Below are 17,473 nucleotides of genomic sequence, written 5' to 3'. Positions count from 1 at the left end.
GGGATTTTCTCTGGAAAGTATTCAGATAATGATATGCTTTTAAATCCCCTCATCCGCCTGGCGGCACCTTCTCCCGGAGGGAGAAGGCTATTCTAATGTTTTAATATCCCCCACATCTGCCATGATTAGCCTTCTCCCTCCGGGAGAAGGTGCCGCCAGGCGGATGAGGGGATCAAACATCTTTCATTAAACATTGCTAGATAACATCCATAACAAAAAGAATAAGATAATCAGTCCTTTTAAGATCAAATTTTCAAGTACCCCATAAAAAATGACATTATAATGGATTTTGCAAAAATAAAAGTTCACCTCAAGACCTAAGTTACTGTATAATGTATATCTTTTTATCAGCTCGAAAAATCAATGAAAAACTGGTCCTCTGAAAAAATATCGGTGCTCGCTTTGGTATTACTCATAACTGGGGCAATTGACAGCATCAGAAATTTACCTGGGACTGCTTTATTTGGTTCAAGCCTGATTTTCTTTTTTATTTTTTCTGCCATCATTTTTTTAATCCCGGTTGCACTGATCTCGGCTGAACTATCATCAACCTGGTCTGAAGAGGAAGGTGGGATTTACAGCTGGGTAAAACATGCCTTTGGAGAAAACGTCGCTTTTTTTACCATCTGGCTGCAATGGATTAATACCCTTGTATGGTATCCCACAATATTGTCCTTTATAGCAGGCACCATAGCCTATCTCATCAATCCTGAACTCGCTCAAAATAAATACTACCTCATATCCGTGATTTTAATCATTTTTTGGTCGTTAACTTTAATTGGATTATCCGGTTTACGAACCTCAGCCACCTTTGCCGGTTTCTGTGCGATTGTTGGAATGATCATTCCTATGGGATTCATTATTCTCCTGGCAATTATTTGGCTGATCAAAGGTCATCCGATTGCAATTGATTTAAGCCTGCCACATTTATTACCCCAATGGCACGACAGTCAGTCCTGGGTATCTTTAACTGCGATTATGACCTCGTTTCTTGGAATGGAACTGGCCGCTGTTCATGTCAGAAATGTTCGGGATCCACAAAAAAACTTCCCCAAGGCCATGTTTTTTTCAGTTTTATTAATCCTGTTCACTATGATATTAGGCTCTCTGGCCATAGCCTTTGTCTTACCCAAAGATAAGATAAGCCTTGTTGATGGGGTCATGAGGGCATTTGATAATTTCTTCCAGGCTTATCATTTAAACTGGTTAATGCCTCTGTTGGTATTTCTTCTTCTGCTAGGTAGCCTCGGCAGTATGATTAACTGGATAATTTCTCCTGCCAAGGGTTTACTCATGGCAGCAAAGCAGGATTTTTTACCGCAATTTATGTGTAAATTGAATAAACATGGTATTGCATCCCGCATATTAATATTGCAAGCGGTGCTGGTCACTATTTTGTGCAGCGGCTTTTTACTGTTCCCCAGTGTCAATGCCATATATTGGCTCTTTACAGATCTAAGCACCGAATTGTACATGATGATGTATGTTCTGATGTTTATTGCAGCCTGGAATTTAAAAAGTAAATTTGCACACCTGGAAAGACCCTTCGCAATACCTGGAGGCAAAACAGGATACTATCTGGTTTGCATTTTGGGATTATTTGGATGTTCCATCACCTTATTCGTTGGATTTATTCCTCCGGAACAAAGTATGGATGTCGGCGGAGCAGCACATTTTCGGCAGATTTTCTCTATAGGAATTGTGATGATGTTGATTCCAGCATTCATTTTGTATCTTCGAAAAAGAATCGTGACCAGGAAAACAGTGTCATAACCGATAAGATTCAGTACCTGGAATCGTTTATGAACATCCAACTCCTCAAATAACAAAACCACCGAATTCCCAAAATCAATTTGGAATTCGGCAGTTCTATTAAATCATAAGGTCGTGAAGTAATTTTAAATTATTTGGGATTGGGCTGAGTCGGTTCAAACTCATCGACATTACTCTTGATCTCATCGACAATTTTTGCAGTATTTGTTTTAAAGAACAGGAAATTACCGGTAACCGCTTTGTTTAGGGCTGCAGCAGCCAAATAAACAACTCCAAGTCCAATGACTGCCAGCACAATGTTACCCAAAAGTTGTTTCAGACCGCGATGGCGCTCGAGCTCAGGCCGTGCTTGATCGATACTCGCAACACATTGGGTTTTAAAGTGTTGATAGGATTCTTTATTAGGATTTACATCATAAGCAGATTTAGCTGAAACTAAATTTTCTAATAAAGTTTCAGCAACACCGTGTGCTGTTCTCAATGACTCAGCCTGTGTGATATCTCCTGATCTTACTGCATTAATTGCTCTCTGATTCAAATCTGCAACCTTTTTGCCAAACTCAGCCATTAAGGATTCGAATTTTGTATTGGCTGCCTGAGCTTTCGCATTAGTTGCATTTATGGCTGGGACAGGTTGCGTAATGAGATCCATTTGCTCGTTAAGACGCGATACTTCATGAGCAACCTGGTGAGCCGCTAAGTTAGCCTGCTGTTCTTCTTCAAAAACCTGCTGAGCTAAATGAGCATCCTGCTGAACCAATAAATCTCTTTGCGCGCTATCCAGATCTTCTCCATCAGGACTATGCAAAGGCAGATCTTCATCATGATGAGGGACTAACTCCATTTGTGCTTTAGCCTGCTGTTCTTTTTCAGAAATTTGCTGAGCTAAAAGCTCATCCTGTTGCATTTCTAATACCAGTTGTGCTTTAGCATCTAATTCTTCAGTTTGAATTTGCTCAGCTAATAGTCTGTCTTGCTCTAACAAGTGGTTCATTTGTTCTGCAACAGCTAAGTCATCTGCTTTCATTTGCTCAGCAATTTGACGATCAAATTCAATTTGACGCAGAGTTTCAAGCTCTAATCGCTCAATTTGTCGAGCCAACTCCTCATCATTTAGAATTTGTTTACTTTCAGCATCAAGTAGATCCTGAGATTCATGCGTTATCGGCTCATCAGGCATGAGTGATATTGGTTGCTGCGCTAATTGTTCTTGCTCCGCTGCTAACTGAGCTTGCTCCGGATTAGATATATAGAGAGGTATTAACGAATTCCAATGAATATTATTGCTGTTATTAAGAATCAAATCAGGTTGTTCAGCTTGTGCATAATCAGGTGCTCGCCCATTAACACGAATCTGTAAATTAATTACCGTGTCGTAGTAGGTGTCTACTCTATCTTGATCATTACGAACAAAATGCTCTCCTTGCACTGCCCGGTTAATGGTCAGCAGCGTTTCTTCCGTTCCCCAAACATAATTGGTAGCAAGACGAGATATATAAGCATCTAAATTACGGTAGTTATTTGCGCTAAAAAACTCTATCGTTTTTTCGGCAATAATTTCATCTAAAACTCTGCCTTTACGAAACGAAACATCCCGAGGCTCAACAGTGTCTTTTATTTTGGCCCACTCAGCTTCAAATTTCGCGTGGACTTCCTCGCTTTTTTCTAAAGCAAAAGCCAGCATTGTATTTTTTATATTCGCTACTTTATAAATTTCTGCTTCAGTATAATCTCTAATTGTAAAATCACTGGTCAAAAAATGAGATTCAGGATATTCACGAAGACCAAATTTAAAAAAGTATTCTAATCCGTATTGTGCGGATGTATACAAACCGGTTGTGAGTGGACGATTAATAAAATCCTCACGCGTTTGACGAGCTCCTAAGGCCCTTGCTTTAGTAGCAAGTACTGGCTCAATAATGTTTCTAATGCTTTCACGTGAGAATTTTTGATCCCGATTTTCAGTGATCAAAGGAATTAATTGGTTTTTCTCTTCCTCTGTAAGACCAAATTTATTGAGTACAGTATCTGTTATTTGAGAGTTATTTTTTGCGCGAAGAAAATACATTAATGAAATGCTGTACGCCTCATACATGCAATTACCTTGAGCGCTATTTTCAACTGTAAACATATTCATCACCTATAAATCGCGGATTTAAAATCAAATGGATAGCACTTCCTCAATAACTTCGGAATTTACAGGGTCCTGAACACCTTGATGTTCCATCCACTCAAGGCTGGTATTCCATATTAGCTCTCTATTAATGAAGTTTAGTACATTTTCTAAAGATTTATGGAACAAAGTCAGGACACTATTCAACCACCTCATTTATCATTGATAAATCAATTATTCTCTGAGACTGGCATTCCTTTGGTTGGCATACCATTTGATATCTGAAGATTTAATGATACAGCTGGATTGGTTAACTGATTATTAACAGCGCATATAAGATATTAATACCTGGTATTAATATTTTATATGATGCAAAACTAAGGGCTGTTGATAATTCAGATTTCGACGCCGAACAAGTCGTGGAAAGCAGACCTGCAAAGAATGAGATGTCAACAGCTCCTATTGATCTAAACTAGCCGCTAAATTTTGCCTGGCTCTGATTAAATCTTCTTTAGTATTAATATCTTGCAAAGGTTCGACACAGGCTTGTTCTACCTTGATGGAATAACCGGCCCATAGAACCCGTAACTGCTCAAGGGCTTCAAGCCGTTCAAGCTCACACACTGGCCAAGTCACAAAATCCAGTAAAAACGCAGCGCGATAAGCATACAAACCAATATGGCGAAACGTGTGTTCAAAGGACAGACCATCCTCTCTGTTTGCAGGAATGATGCTTCTGGAAAAATACAACGCATGGTTATCTCTATTGCGCACTACTTTAACGACATTGGGATTTTTTAACAGGTCCAGGCTGGTTATTGGCCAGCACAAAGTCGACATCGGTGCGTCGGTATGAATTAATCCTTGAGCTACTTGTTGAATCAATAGTGGAGAAATAAAAGGCTCATCCCCTTGCACATTGACAATAATATCATCCGCGGCATAATTCCCCTTTGCCACAACTTCCGCAATCCGGTCTGTGCCTGTTTGGTGAGAGGGCAAAGTCATAATCACTTCTGCACCAAAGCCTCGCGCATGCTCGGCAATAGATTCCGTATCTGTAGCAATGGTAATCGATTGTGCCTGTGCCAGAAGAACCTGTCGGTACACACGCTCAATAACCGTAAAACCATTTAATTCCTGGAGTAGTTTGCCTGGAAAGCGGGTCGATTGAAATCGTGCGGGTATGATCACATGAAAAGGAGTACTCATAATTTATCTTTTTCTTCCAATGAAAGAATCCGTGCCTCATGTTCCAGCATAACCGGTATATCATCCCGTACAGGAAAGGCCAGACGATCAAATTTACATATAAGCTCATGTTTTTTAACGATTAATTTACCTTTACATAAAGGACAGACTAACAGTTCCAATAATTTTTTATCCACGAGAATCTCCTTGAGTCACCTGATTGCGCACATATACAGGTTGAGCTTGTGCTGCAGGAACCGGATTAATACCCGTATTCTGCACTAATTTTATCATGGCCGCTGCATTTGGAAATACATTCAATTGGGTGCTGACTTGAGATTTAATTGAATCTGAAAAATCATTCCAATACAGCTCAATGCCAACTCCAGCCAATACAACGGGTTGATCTTCAGGCAGAGAAATATCATGCGCCGCATTAACCTGCTCCTCTGCTACCCATTGCTCTGAGCGAAAATACCCCCAATACAGCTCATGCATTCGCGCATCCAATACCGCTAAAACAGACGCGTTGCGACTGTCCGCATGTTCTCGAGCTGCCCAGGCGATAGCCCCCAGACTGCTGACGGGTATTAAATTCAAATCATGGGCATAAGCTAATCCCTTGGCAATACTACAGGCTATGCGCAACCCAGTAAAACTGCCAGGACCACAACCGAAAATTATTCCATCCAATTGATTCAGTTGCAAACCAGCCTGAACCATTTGACGGTCAATCATGGGTAATAATAATTGAGCATGAGTTCTTTGGCTCCCCTGCTCCTCACACGTTATTTCTTCGCCTGATAAAACAGCCACGCTGGCTTGCTCAGTGGAAGTATCAATCGCTAACAGTTTCATAATCCAGCGCCAACTCTTTAATAAAATGCAACACTTTGCGCTCATCACGTGTACGTGGTATTTGAGGCAAACTGGCCAATATGTTACGGCCATACTCTCGCGAAGTAAGCCGCGGATCAGCTATCATCAAAACCCCTTTATCGGTAATGTCTCGAATCAAGCGACCGACCCCCTGCTTTAAAGCAATCACTGCATTAGGTAAAGACAACTCATCAAAGCCTGATAACCCTTTTTCTTTTAAAAAGGCCATTCGACCACGGGTAACAGGATCAACCGGGCTTGCAAAAGGTAATTTATCAATGATAACACATGAAAGCGCTTCTCCCTTGACGTCAACCCCCTCCCAAAAAGTCGCGGTTCCCAATAATACCGCGTTCCCTAATTGACGGAATCGCTCCAATAAAATGGGTTTAGCCTCTGACCCTTGAATCAATAGTGGGTAGTCTAAAGTATTGCTCAGCATTTGGGCAACTAATTTTAATGCTTTATGACTTGTAAACAAGAAAAAACATCGTCCACCACAGGCATTTATGACAGGCAAAGCTCGTTCAAGTAATGCTTCATAATACCCAGAATCTTTGGGATCAGGTAAACCGCGCGGCATATAAAGCAAGGCTTGATCCTGAAAATTAAAAGGACTGGGTAATAACAAAGTTTGAGCACTCCCCAAGCCTAAAGGCTTGCAAAAACAATCAAACGAAGAGGCCATGGTTAAAGTTGCTGAAGTAAATACATAAGTGCATTCATGATGCCGTAGCAGGTTACTAAAGGTTTGGGCGATATCAAATGGAGTCGCATGAAACACTAAAGTTTGTTTAAACCGTTCAAGCCAGCGTATTTTATCCTTTGCAGACTGCGAAAATGAAAGCAGAGTTTGATCCAGTTCCAGTAAACGCTCCTTGCAGCGGACAAGGCCAGGAACCTCAGCAATATGTTCGTCACTTAAACAGGCCAACAGTTCCTCTTTAATTGCCAGCCAACTATCCCAGACATCCCTAAATGTCTTGTTTCGGTGTACCTCATCCCAGCTCACCCTGTCTTCACGAAAAGGGATGGAATTCAAAAGCTCATCCATCACTTTATCTGATTTGTTACGTATGGCTTTCAAAGGTTGGTTCGCCAGATCCAAAACAGGCCACTCACCGATAATGTCGTCAACCAAATCGGCAAATTGACGCGTGCCAATACGTTCGCCGTTGAAATGGGTGGCTATTTCAGCCAATTGGTGTGCTTCATCAAATACAATCACGTCAACACCCGGTAACAATTCCCCAAATCCTTCCTGTTTCAAACGAGTATCAGCGAAAAATAAGTGATGATTAATGACAACAATATCCGCATCCATAGCTCGTTTACGAGCCTTTACTAAAAAACAGGTTTCGTGATTAGGGCATTCAGCGCCCAGACAGTTGTCGGTTGTAGACGTTACATAATTCCAAACGGGTGAATCTTCATTGATCTCGGGTAACTCCGATCGCTCGCCATCCTTCATTTGAGACAGCTTGTCCCTAATGTGCAGCACTTCATGGGCGCATTGCGGACTTTGAAATTGTCCTTCTTCTGCATGCAGTTGAACTCGATGCTGACAAATGTAATTGGCACGCCCTTTTAAATTTTGGATGCGCGCCGATAACCCCAGGGCGCGAACCAGAGTAGGCAAATCTTTTTGAAATAATTGATCTTGCAATGTTTTGGTAGCTGTCGATATAAGTGCTTTTTTACCACTTAATAAGCACGGTAACAGGTAAGCGAAGGTTTTACCCGTTCCCGTCCCTGCTTCAGCAACAAGAATCGTTTTCTGTGCGATGGCTTGAGCAATGGCTACGGCCAAATCGGATTGAGGGGCTCGGGCAACAAATCCAGGAATTGCGGTGGAAAGCCGCCCTTTTTCGCTAAGAATTCGCCGACAGGATTCAGCGAGTGAGGTTATTTCTTCCACTCTTTTTGCAAATATTGAAGTTTATCCTTAACATCGTCCCAATCTTTTGCATCAGCAGGAGCATCTTTTTTGGCCGTGATGTTTGGCCAGGCTTTCGCAAGCTCTGCATTTAATTCTTTAAAGTGTTGCTGCTCATCAGTCAAATCATCTTCAGAGACAATCGCATTCACTGGACATTCAGGTTCGCAAAGAGCACAGTCAATACATTCTTCCGGGTGTATGACCAAAAAATTAGGCCCTTCATAGAAGCAATCAACCGGACATACTTCAACGCAATCAGTATATTTACACTTAATACAACTTTCTGTAACTACAAAAGTCATAACAAACCCTTTAGTTGATGTAGATAAATAAGGAATATTAAAGCATAAAACACCTCATTGAAGATAGTCTCTGAACTGATAACTATTAAATTTTACAACAACTGTTCTCTTTTCAAGCTTTTTAAGAACCAACAGCCACAGAGTAAAAATATAGCCGTTTAGTGATAAATTATTTCGTGTTGCTTATAAAATAGTCTTGCTCAAGCAATACAAGTGTGTTATTTTTGTTCAAATTTTTTATATAAAATCTTATTAATCTAATTTTGCTCTAATTATATCACCCGGAGTCCGTTATGCCGATGTTAGCAGCCCCTAAAAAGTTTCAACCTTTAGTTGATTTGGTAAACACCTACAATTCAATCCCTGAAGATGAACACATTAAACGGCTCTTTTATTTACACAAAATAAATTATTTATTGAACACTATCTCGCCCAATGCTGAATTATATGACTGGATGACCAACACCAATAAAAACAGTTTTCTGGATCATCTTAAAGCATATCCCATCAATCCCCACGCATCGTTCTTTTTAAAAGGCATCCAATTTGCTCTGGCAGTTGCTGGGTATGCAAAAAAAGAACCTGTCGATGAGGCAGACGTTAACAATGAACAAGATCAGCAGCCCAACATTGAATACCCATTAATGCAAGATCGGGATGCCATTTTGCTAAATAGAACGTTTGATGAATCCGGTGATGAATACACGGCCATTTCCCTAAGACTCGCAAATCTCGCTCAAACCAATCATAAAATCAAGACAAAAGTAGAAAAGCAAATCATTATTTCAGAAATGGTAGAACCCAAAATTCAAGCCATTAAAGGAAATCCACCAATTTCCAACCCAATTCCATTTAGGATCAAATATAAAACAGAACCTCTGGGGGATGGCGGCAATAACGCGAACTTCAAATTCACAATGAGTAGCTGGGATGAACAGTTGATTTTTCGTGTCGAAGACCGAGACAGCCTAAGCCTGGAACAGCGGCTTCATTCTCATCCTGTATCGATGTATTTCATTGAAGATTATGTACTCTTCAGAAAAGTACTCAAAAATCATTTATCGCCAGTTGAATACAGACCTGTAGTACTCAGTCAATTTGCTAATCAGGGTAACTTGACTGAAGTAGCAAAACAGTTACATAACCAACCAGCCAGTAAAATTGCATCTGTCGCTGGATATTATTTTGCTCAAATAACCCACTTTTGCTCCTTGTTAATCGATACCAAAGCGTATCACCCGGACATGAAACTCAGCAATTTTCTTGCTAATAACAACCGGTTATTAATTAGTGACCGAAAAACACTGATTGAAAATGAACATCCGTTAGTTAATACAGTGCGCAGTAGCCCTGCTCATGCGCCCGACGAATACTTTGATTGCCTTGATTTTGACATTTTTGGAATCGATTTTAACGAAAAGGCGAACACTACAGTCCTGAATATGCCCCAATTTATGGCGTTTCAATTGGGAATGATATTAAAGGAATTCCTGATATTAACGCAATTAGATGAATTGCCCGCAGAGTTCAGAGACCGAGATAAAAGTGCTGCATCTTATTTTGACTCACCTTCAAATTCAATCATCAATTTATCACTCCTGGTGCAAGAATTAACTCGTCCTGAACCAGAGAAACGCATGACGATTAATCAATTTAAATCCCTGCTTAAGTTTCGTATTATGACACCGGACAATTTCTATGCTCAAGTGGAAGAGGCATTTCCTTCAGAGCTGCTGGGCATACAGCAAGATATTGACGAGATAAAAGCGCTATTGAATGAGAAAATAAATGACGGTTTTCTGCAGAGCATTTCACAATCATTCATAAACCCGAGCGCGTTAAGTGCTTATAATAAAGATTTTTTACTTCGCGCCAATGAAGTATTTAAAAAAATATCCGCGAGCGAGCCCAAAGAAACTCGTTTAACCAGAATGGCGGAAAAACTTGCAATAAAATGCTATAGAGAATACAGCCATAGCTATTTCAAACAATGCTCTCAATCCCTTGAAGCTGAATTATTCAAATTAGAATGGAATAAAGCACCTTGGTACAGAAAAGCGTTGCACTGGTTAACCTTTGGTTTATTCAATGTGGACCGCGCCTCAAATGAAGAGATAGCGACGGTAAAAATAAAACAAGATCTTAAAGGGGAGGAGTTTCAAATGCACTTCTCTCTTTTAGAATTCCTTCCACCTAAGGAACTCAATCATTTAGGAAGATTACAATCGGCTCGTTTTAAAGAGTTTATCTATTCACACGTCAATGAGATTTTACCGCAAGACTCAGAAGAATCGGAACATTCAAGTTCAGCCAGCAGTGATTCAGAAGAGGAGCACGACAGCCATATCTCATTAAAAGCATCGTCTAAGTCTCTTGATGACAAGGCTTCTGTAGAAGCAGATTCATTACCTTCAGGAACCATGATTATTAGAACGGACATATCAGATGAGGAGGTTTTATCAGTAGATTCCCTACCCTCAGGTACGATGGTCATTAGAAAAGATAAATCGAACAGTTCGCTTCTTGCATTAGACTCTTTACCCTCATCGACTATGAAAATAAAAACAGATGAAGAGATCGAGGCAGAGCGATTGGCTCAAGACTCCAGTTCATCCTCTTCAATTAAATCCTCCAGGAAGACTAAAAGAGAATTGCCACTGGAAACAGATACGGTTGTTATTAAAGTGTCTAATAACAGTAAAAAACGAATGTCCTTTTCCTTTATAAAAGACTTGGGTATTTTCAGTAGCAAAAAAGCGATTATAGCTGAGCCTAGCGCACGAGCTTCCAGATTTAAAAAAGTGGATAGTGTCAGAACCGCTCTTCTTAGAGGCGACGGCAGTAATCGGTTTAAAACGAAAGGCCCACAAAGGTCACGAGTTGAGGACATCAATTGGGAACCCATTTCTTCTGATGAAAATGGGACACCGTTAAATACCAATGCTCCCCTATAACACCCCGACAATCCCCGCAAATGCGGGGATTTTTTTTAAAATAACCTGATTGCAGAGTACTCGTTTATAGATTCGGAAGAGTTCAGCCCTGCATTCATATCGAAGGTCTTATGCCCTCATCGGGCTCCCTCAAAACAGGCGTATGCTGATGCATGGATAACCCCGCCCGCTCCGCTCCAAGCCGCTCCTCGGAAGACAAATAACTGCCTGCAGCACGCAAGCAATGATTTTTCATGTCGGCAATTGAAGCTAATTTAAATGGATTACTCAACACAATACCTTTACCAAAATACGCGTTATTAATGGACTCCTTCGAGTCACTCTCCGTCAACGCAGCTAAATGCAAATATTTCCAGCACAAGGTGTAAGCAGCACCGCATTGTGCTTCCATTTCCAGATTTTGATAACTCAATGCCAGTTGCATATAGCCATTTGCCATCAATAAATACCCGGGACATTGATGTTTTTTGGCAAAGGATTCAAGGTTATATAAAAATTCGGCCAGTTTAATCAGCTCATCCTCTGTAGCCGTTCGTAGATTCATAAAGATTTGATGTAAATAGGATCGAATACTATGAAATGATAAATAGTCAGTAGATTTTACTCCAACAAAAGTAAGCGCATCCTTAGGCTGAGCAGTATTTGATTTTAATCGCAGTAAATACAAGAAATAGCCTATTACAAAATCTGCGTCCTTGATACCCGGTTGAGCCATGAAACGAAACTCAGAGAAGCCTGGTAGACGCAAATCGTTTCTGCGTTGTTCCCAAAACTGATTATACTGTGGTTCTTTTAGCTTTGGGTACAATGGAGCATGGCTTGATAGAAATTCTGCTAACTGCTCATTATTCCATTGTTCTAAAACGTTTATAGCTTTATCAAATTCATTGTTTGTCAAAAAAGAAACAACCTTTTCTTTAGCTGGTAGTTTTTCTTTCATTGCGTCTCCAAAATAAAAATTTGTACCCATTTTATACCATTTGATCAAATCATTGTCTATAGTTGTAGATAACATGACTTACGAAAAACTCCATGTTCGAGACAAAAGACATTAAGCTTTTTTCGTAAGTCCAGGATAAGTCTAGTTGATACTATAAGGATATAGCCAGTGGACGCAGAACAAAAAGCACGAATAATCAAACGCTACATTAAGGAACAAAGCGTACGGCCTGATGATGTGAACCTGAGCGATGATGCGCTCGCTCCTTATGCTGCCCTGGATGCATTACTGGATCATATCGACCTCAACAATCAGGGCTTATTTGATTTCCCCGCTCTGGAAGAAGATGACAATCAATGGAAAAAGCTAACCAATATTCTTAATTATTCTACTGCCTTGACTCCGGGCACACCTCCAGCGCTTTCCAGTGTCAGTGAGCAACGTGCTGAATTCGGGTTGCAGTACTGGCGAAACGCCAGAGATATCAGTGCATTACCCAAAGACAACTATTACGCTCGCGCTACAACTACACCGATAGCATCCGATGCAGAACTAACAGACGGCATCCAGAACAGCAGAGCAAAGCTTTATGCTTTAACTCAAACTTTCCCAGGCGCGACTGTGTTTGACCCAGCAAATAGTGAGCAGGTCAGTTCACGAATCAAAGCACTAAACGAGCAAATAAAACCTCTGGATAACGCGAATCCTCAAAAAGCCATTCTGCAAAAAAGACTGAATATCCTGTTGGATTTAAATAAAATTAATCAACTGGAGCGAATCAACATTCCACTGGACAATGGTGCCACATCAATTTATTGCACTCTGGCTGAGGCTGCTGGTGGCGTTACAGAAAAAATTGCCCTGATTTCACTAGCCAGTGTCAAAGCCCAGTTAGGCCATCTCAATGCAAGGGATGATTTAACGGTCGACAGCTACAATAATGACAGAGCACAATTCAAATTAAGCACAGAAGCCATAATAAAACTCCCAAAACATGGCAATATAAAAGAAGTGCAACGCGAAGCGATGGCTCTTAATATTTCCCGGCTGATGGGATTGGACACTAGCTCGTCTACAACCATTGCACATAATGGACATCCAGCCCTGTTTGTTCCTTTTGATAACATTCGTTTACTCAGTGAATTTTCATCTGGAAAAACCTTTACTGCCGGACTAGGTATCAGCGGTCAAACCTACACCCATTACTCAACAATTAAACCCGTAGGGGAAGGAATGCAGGCCGATCAATTTGTTGACGATTTTGGCAATTCATTGGCTCTTTTCTATTTGTGTAGTGATACTGATGCAGTAGGAGGATATTGCCAGAACAAAGCTCTGAGAGACAGCAGAAGCTTATTCATATTTGATCAGGTAGTGATGGACAGCGACAAATTCATTCTTGATTCCCGTTTGAGCCTTCAACCCGATCAATTCATCATGAAGCACACACGCCATGGGCAGGGACGCAATCGGACACTTATTGAAGATTCATCCATGACTACGAAATTTGCAAGCATCATGCATCTTAAAGAGTTGGGTGGAACAATAATTCAATATGCCAATCATATTGCCTGGCAACATCGCAATCAAGCCGATTTTCTGAGAGAACAATTGAGCGGTGCCTTGGATAAACCAACACGAGATAAACTGACCGATGAATTAAAAGAGGTTGTAGCACTTGAGAATGATGCCCTCACCATTAAAACAAAAATTGAAAGTCGTATTAAAAATATAGATGAGGTACTACCCAAAACAACAGGCCATGTTAGTTCGGATGAAGTTCGACAAGCGCTGATCCTGGAAAAACTGATTCATAATCCTGTACTCTTTAGCGACGATGGGCGACCCTTTAAAAATCCCTGGACTACTCGTCAAAGCAATAAAATCGAATCCATTAACGATTTAACTAATGGCAGCGTACAAATTAATTTTAACTCCAAAATTGCACCAGAGATGATTCAATTCATTAAGCGCCATGGTGGTGGTGATTCATTGACCCTTGTTTCCCCGAAAGTGATCACCATCAGCACAGAGCATCTCAACGCACTTCAGGAAGGGATGTTGCATCCAGAACTCAACGTGGCTTTGGATCCAGATACCGATTATCTGGCAAATGCGGATTTAGCCTCTATTAAAGAGGCTTATGGTAAAGGGAACAGAGCCCAAATTATTGATGAGATAACAGCCTATAAAACCGTAATGAATGCTCCCGAACGTAACCCTGCTGACAAGCTCGACTCGATAATGAGCACTGAAGCCAATTTAAAAGAATGGATCAGGACAGCCAAAGACAAAGGTATGGGCATGCATGTATTAAAGAAATTCTATTTTGACGCGCAACAACAGCTGCAAAAACTGATAAATCCCTTACTATTGCCAGCACAACTTAATGAAGCATTTTCGGCTGCATTAAAACTGGATAGAGTATCTGAATTCAATGCAGTTGTCCGAGAGGCAATTGCAAACAACAAACTTGCTGATGCACAATTTACGGGATTTCTTACCGCCTGCATCCAAAAGGAAGCCCTGGCAACAAATCATTCTGATGCCATAAGGGAAAGCCAGGCTTTATCTCTGGATGCACAACGCGTGATCGACCATTTACAATTGCCCGCAGCACCCATTCACATTCAATTAGCAGCGCATGGGCCTGTAGTGGATGGATTCGCACAGATAAATCCACTAGCAGCTCTTGAAGATGACTTGGAAGCTGAGTTTGAACTTATAACGGCGCAACCGCTAATCCCTATACCTGTGCCAGAAATAGTTCACGGGGTGGTTGAGGATAGAGCGCATGAAGTGACGGTTCGAATCTAGTAATTAGGTACATTGAAATTAATGCAACATAAAGTGGACTTGATGGAGCAATTATGCCAGTACATGAAAGACGCCAACATTTTCGCATCGATGATCACATCTATTTTGATTATCGAATAATTTCACCCGGTGAATTTTGTTCCGATTTATCCATATCCAATCAGCTGCTGGGTGAAAACGGACAAAAATATATGGAAGCCACTCAATATTTTCAAAATATTGATTATGAACTGGCGGAATTAACGCAGGCATTAGCCGTAAGAGAACCCGCCATGGCTCATTATCTCAACCTGCTCAATGCCAAAATCGATTATCTGTCCCGCCACATTCTGATGACAGGAACACTGCAGATGAGAAAAGTGAACATCAGTTTGGGTGGTATGGCATTTAAAACAACCGAGTTGATCAAAGAAAAAACCCATTTAAAAATCGTAATCTACACCAAACCCAAAATGGTTCCGGTTATTGTGGACGCAGTAGTCGTTTACAGTCAGTTTCAAAATGAAGCGCACTACCGTACTGCGGTTGCCTTTACTCAATTAACGGCCGAACAGGAACAGTTACTCTCGCAACACATTCTGCAAGCTCAGGTTAAAAATCATTCCGTTTGACTTCTGTATTCACTGCTAAGGAATAGGACTTGGACTGGATGAAAGATTCACGCATAATGTGCTTCCCTAATGAACTAAAGAGGCACAAGATGAGTAGAATAATTTTTTGTTGTAAATTACAACAGGAAGCGGAGGGATTAGAAAAAGCTCCATTCCCCGGCGTGCTGGGTGAGCGGATTTTTAATGAAGTATCAAAGCAAGCATGGACTATGTGGCTCTCACATCAAACCATGTTAATCAATGAATACCGTTTAAACCTGATTGAAGCCAAATCCCGTGAGTTTTTGAAAGAAGAAATGCAAAAGTATTTTTTTGGTGAAGGTTCGGAAAAGCCTTCTGGCTATGTAGCTAAAGAATAAAGGATCCCTTTATGTTCCATGATCTGCTCGAAATTAATGAAGAAGTTTTAGAAGCAATAGAACATCGCAAACCAGTAGTTGCTCTTGAATCAACGATTATCTCTCATGGCATGCCTCACCCCGAAAATTTAAATACAGCTTATGAAGTTGAGGACATTATTCGTAATCATGGTGCGATTCCAGCAACTATTGCTCTCTACAAGGGTAAAATTCACATTGGTTTGACCAAAAAGATTATGGAACATCTGGCTGAATCTACAGATGTAATGAAAGCCTCCCGCAGGGACATTGCTTATGTTCTAAGCAAAAAAATATCCGCCAGTACAACGGTTGCCGCGACTATGTTCTGCGCGCATTTGGCACGATTACCCTTATTTGTTACCGGAGGTATAGGAGGCGTTCATCAGGAAGCAGGAAACAGTTTTGATATCTCTGCTGATCTTATCGAATTATCTTCTACACCAGTCACCGTAATTTGTTCTGGCGCAAAATCCATTCTTGATCTGCCCAAAACCCTTGAAGTGCTCGAAACGCATGGAGTAGCCGTTATCGGTTTTGGGACCAATGAATTCCCAGCCTTTTACAGCAGATCCAGCGGCATACCCGTTCTTCATCGCTTGGACAGCGCCGAGGAAGTAGCACAACTGATGATGTTTCAACGTCATTTGAATATGAATAACGGCATCGTTATTGCCAATCCCATTCCCGCAGAGGCCGAAATATCAGACGAAGAAATGACCCCTTTTATTCAACAAGCGCATCAAGAAGCAAAGCACATTAAAGGACAAGCAGTCACCCCATTCCTATTAAAACGGATTGCTGAATTAACTGCCGGCAAAAGTTTACAAGCCAATATTGAGCTAATTAAAAGCAACGCATTATTAGGCGCACACATCGCTGTAGCCTATCAAGAACAATTATTTTCAAAAAAAATGTAAACAATGCTTGACTCCAAACGCTTATCGGAGTTTAATACCACCCCATTGGGGCCAGATAGCTCAGTCGGTAGAGCAGAGGATTGAAAATCCTCGTGTCGGTGGTTCGATTCCGCCTCTGGCCACCATGTAAATCAAGGACTTACGTGGTGGTTACCCAAATATCTAAAATCTCATGTAGACTCAAAACTACAATCTCATCAATTTCATGTAAACGCGATGTAGACAACATATTAACAATCTAAAGCACTATTAATTATTTTTGTTAGCTTATTAAACTCATGGTAATCATCGGTATTAGGTTTACGGCTCTTTTTAAACTCTTCCAAATATTTTTGTTTCAATAATTGTTTAGCACTATTTCTAATGGCGGTATTTCCAATTGCAAAAGGATGTATCTACCATCTGGTTCTGTGGAATTACAGATTGATATCAATTTGGATATTTCATTTTCCTTTACTTTCACAGTACCGTTAACCTGTAAAAGCGTAGAGCTCGTGAGAAATATTGCGTGTAATTTAAAAGGGTGTCAAGCGCTTTCAAGGCCTGAGATCTGATTGATATTAAATGATAGTGAAAAAATTTTTATTGCGGCAATTGTCCCATGTGTCCCTATAGAATTTTTCTCTCTTGGGACATCTAAACCGAGCGTTTATGTGA

General features: G+C 40.7%; 13 protein-coding genes and 1 tRNA gene. 7 read left to right on the top strand and 7 right to left on the bottom strand.

Going from position 1 to position 17,473, the window contains the following annotated elements; translation table 11 throughout:
- The first annotated feature begins 363 nt into the window (after positions 1–363).
- Positions 364–1,773, top strand: a complete 1,410-nt coding sequence (locus tag G543_RS0115610; protein ID WP_028385352.1) for an APC family permease — start codon at positions 364–366, stop codon at positions 1,771–1,773.
- Between the two features lie 130 nt (positions 1,774–1,903).
- Here the strand turns inward: G543_RS0115610 and G543_RS18525 are convergent, their stop codons facing one another.
- The 6 genes from G543_RS18525 to fdxA form a co-directional block, all read right to left on the bottom strand.
- Positions 1,904–3,904, bottom strand: coding sequence for a hypothetical protein (locus G543_RS18525; protein ID WP_051190745.1), 2,001 nt, complete (start codon positions 3,902–3,904; stop codon positions 1,904–1,906).
- 441 nt (positions 3,905–4,345) lie between these two features.
- Entirely contained in the window at positions 4,346–5,098 is a 753-nt protein-coding gene (kdsB, locus tag G543_RS0115595; protein ID WP_028385351.1) for a 3-deoxy-manno-octulosonate cytidylyltransferase, read from the bottom strand.
- Positions 5,095–5,274, bottom strand: coding sequence for a Trm112 family protein (locus G543_RS0115590; protein ID WP_028385350.1), 180 nt, complete (start codon positions 5,272–5,274; stop codon positions 5,095–5,097). Before G543_RS0115590 ends, kdsB begins: the two co-directional genes overlap by 4 nt.
- Complete coding sequence (tsaB, locus tag G543_RS0115585; RefSeq protein ID WP_035922543.1) at positions 5,267–5,935, bottom strand: tRNA (adenosine(37)-N6)-threonylcarbamoyltransferase complex dimerization subunit type 1 TsaB; 669 nt, start codon at positions 5,933–5,935, stop codon at positions 5,267–5,269. Before tsaB ends, G543_RS0115590 begins: the two co-directional genes overlap by 8 nt.
- Complete coding sequence (yoaA, locus tag G543_RS0115580; protein WP_028385348.1) at positions 5,916–7,874, bottom strand: DNA repair helicase YoaA; 1,959 nt, start codon at positions 7,872–7,874, stop codon at positions 5,916–5,918. Before yoaA ends, tsaB begins: the two co-directional genes overlap by 20 nt.
- Positions 7,862–8,197 (bottom strand): ferredoxin FdxA, encoded by a 336-nt coding sequence (gene fdxA / locus G543_RS0115575; RefSeq protein WP_028385347.1) that lies wholly within the window; start codon positions 8,195–8,197, stop codon positions 7,862–7,864. The genes yoaA and fdxA overlap by 13 nt, the downstream gene beginning before the upstream one ends.
- 293 nt (positions 8,198–8,490) lie before the next feature.
- Between fdxA and G543_RS18140 the strand changes: the two genes are divergently transcribed.
- A complete protein-coding gene (locus tag G543_RS18140; protein WP_051190744.1) occupies positions 8,491–11,151 on the top strand; it encodes a hypothetical protein in 2,661 nt (886 codons plus the stop codon).
- A 94-nt stretch (positions 11,152–11,245) separates the two neighbouring features.
- Here the strand turns inward: G543_RS18140 and G543_RS0115565 are convergent, their stop codons facing one another.
- The gene (locus G543_RS0115565) at positions 11,246–12,091 is read right to left on the bottom strand and encodes a DUF5630 domain-containing protein (protein ID WP_133141361.1); all 846 of its coding nucleotides are present in this window, start codon (positions 12,089–12,091) and stop codon (positions 11,246–11,248) included.
- Between the two features lie 168 nt (positions 12,092–12,259).
- On the opposite strand from G543_RS0115565, the gene G543_RS0115560 reads away from it, so the two are divergent.
- The 5 genes from G543_RS0115560 (at position 12,260) to G543_RS0115540 (ending at position 16,941) form a co-directional block, all read left to right on the top strand.
- Entirely contained in the window at positions 12,260–14,908 is a 2,649-nt protein-coding gene (locus G543_RS0115560; protein WP_028385345.1) for a hypothetical protein, read from the top strand.
- A gap of 53 nt (positions 14,909–14,961) precedes the next feature.
- On the top strand, positions 14,962–15,519 hold the full coding sequence (locus G543_RS0115555) for a PilZ domain-containing protein (RefSeq protein WP_028385344.1): 558 nt from the start codon (positions 14,962–14,964) through the stop codon (positions 15,517–15,519).
- 89 nt (positions 15,520–15,608) lie between these two features.
- Positions 15,609–15,878: an oxidative damage protection protein gene (locus G543_RS0115550; RefSeq protein ID WP_028385343.1), complete on the top strand. Its 270-nt coding sequence runs from the start codon at positions 15,609–15,611 to the stop codon at positions 15,876–15,878.
- An 11-nt stretch (positions 15,879–15,889) separates the two neighbouring features.
- Complete coding sequence (locus G543_RS0115545) at positions 15,890–16,816, top strand: pseudouridine-5'-phosphate glycosidase (protein WP_028385342.1); 927 nt, start codon at positions 15,890–15,892, stop codon at positions 16,814–16,816.
- 49 nt (positions 16,817–16,865) lie between these two features.
- Positions 16,866–16,941 (top strand) — tRNA-Phe (locus G543_RS0115540).
- Positions 16,942–17,473: the final 532 nt, after the last annotated feature.

The sequence above is a fragment of the Legionella moravica DSM 19234 genome (assembly GCF_000423305.1).
GTDB lineage: Bacteria > Pseudomonadota > Gammaproteobacteria > Legionellales > Legionellaceae > Legionella > Legionella moravica.
The sequence above is the reverse complement of the archived record's forward strand: the minus strand, read 5'-3'. Positions and strand labels throughout refer to the sequence as shown.

Coding starts and splice junctions, on each gene's coding strand:
- G543_RS0115555 (WP_028385344.1), top strand. CDS start 14,962: ATGCCAGTACATGAAAGACGCCAACATTTTCGCATCGATGATCACATC.
- G543_RS0115550 (WP_028385343.1), top strand. CDS start 15,609: ATGAGTAGAATAATTTTTTGTTGTAAATTACAACAGGAAGCGGAGGGA.
- G543_RS18140 (WP_051190744.1), top strand. CDS start 8,491: ATGCCGATGTTAGCAGCCCCTAAAAAGTTTCAACCTTTAGTTGATTTG.
- G543_RS18525 (WP_051190745.1), bottom strand. CDS start 3,904: ATGTTTACAGTTGAAAATAGCGCTCAAGGTAATTGCATGTATGAGGCG.
- G543_RS0115565 (WP_133141361.1), bottom strand. CDS start 12,091: ATGAAAGAAAAACTACCAGCTAAAGAAAAGGTTGTTTCTTTTTTGACA.
- G543_RS0115610 (WP_028385352.1), top strand. CDS start 364: ATGAAAAACTGGTCCTCTGAAAAAATATCGGTGCTCGCTTTGGTATTA.
- kdsB (WP_028385351.1), bottom strand. CDS start 5,098: ATGAGTACTCCTTTTCATGTGATCATACCCGCACGATTTCAATCGACC.
- tsaB (WP_035922543.1), bottom strand. CDS start 5,935: ATGAAACTGTTAGCGATTGATACTTCCACTGAGCAAGCCAGCGTGGCT.
- fdxA (WP_028385347.1), bottom strand. CDS start 8,197: ATGACTTTTGTAGTTACAGAAAGTTGTATTAAGTGTAAATATACTGAT.
- G543_RS0115545 (WP_028385342.1), top strand. CDS start 15,890: ATGTTCCATGATCTGCTCGAAATTAATGAAGAAGTTTTAGAAGCAATA.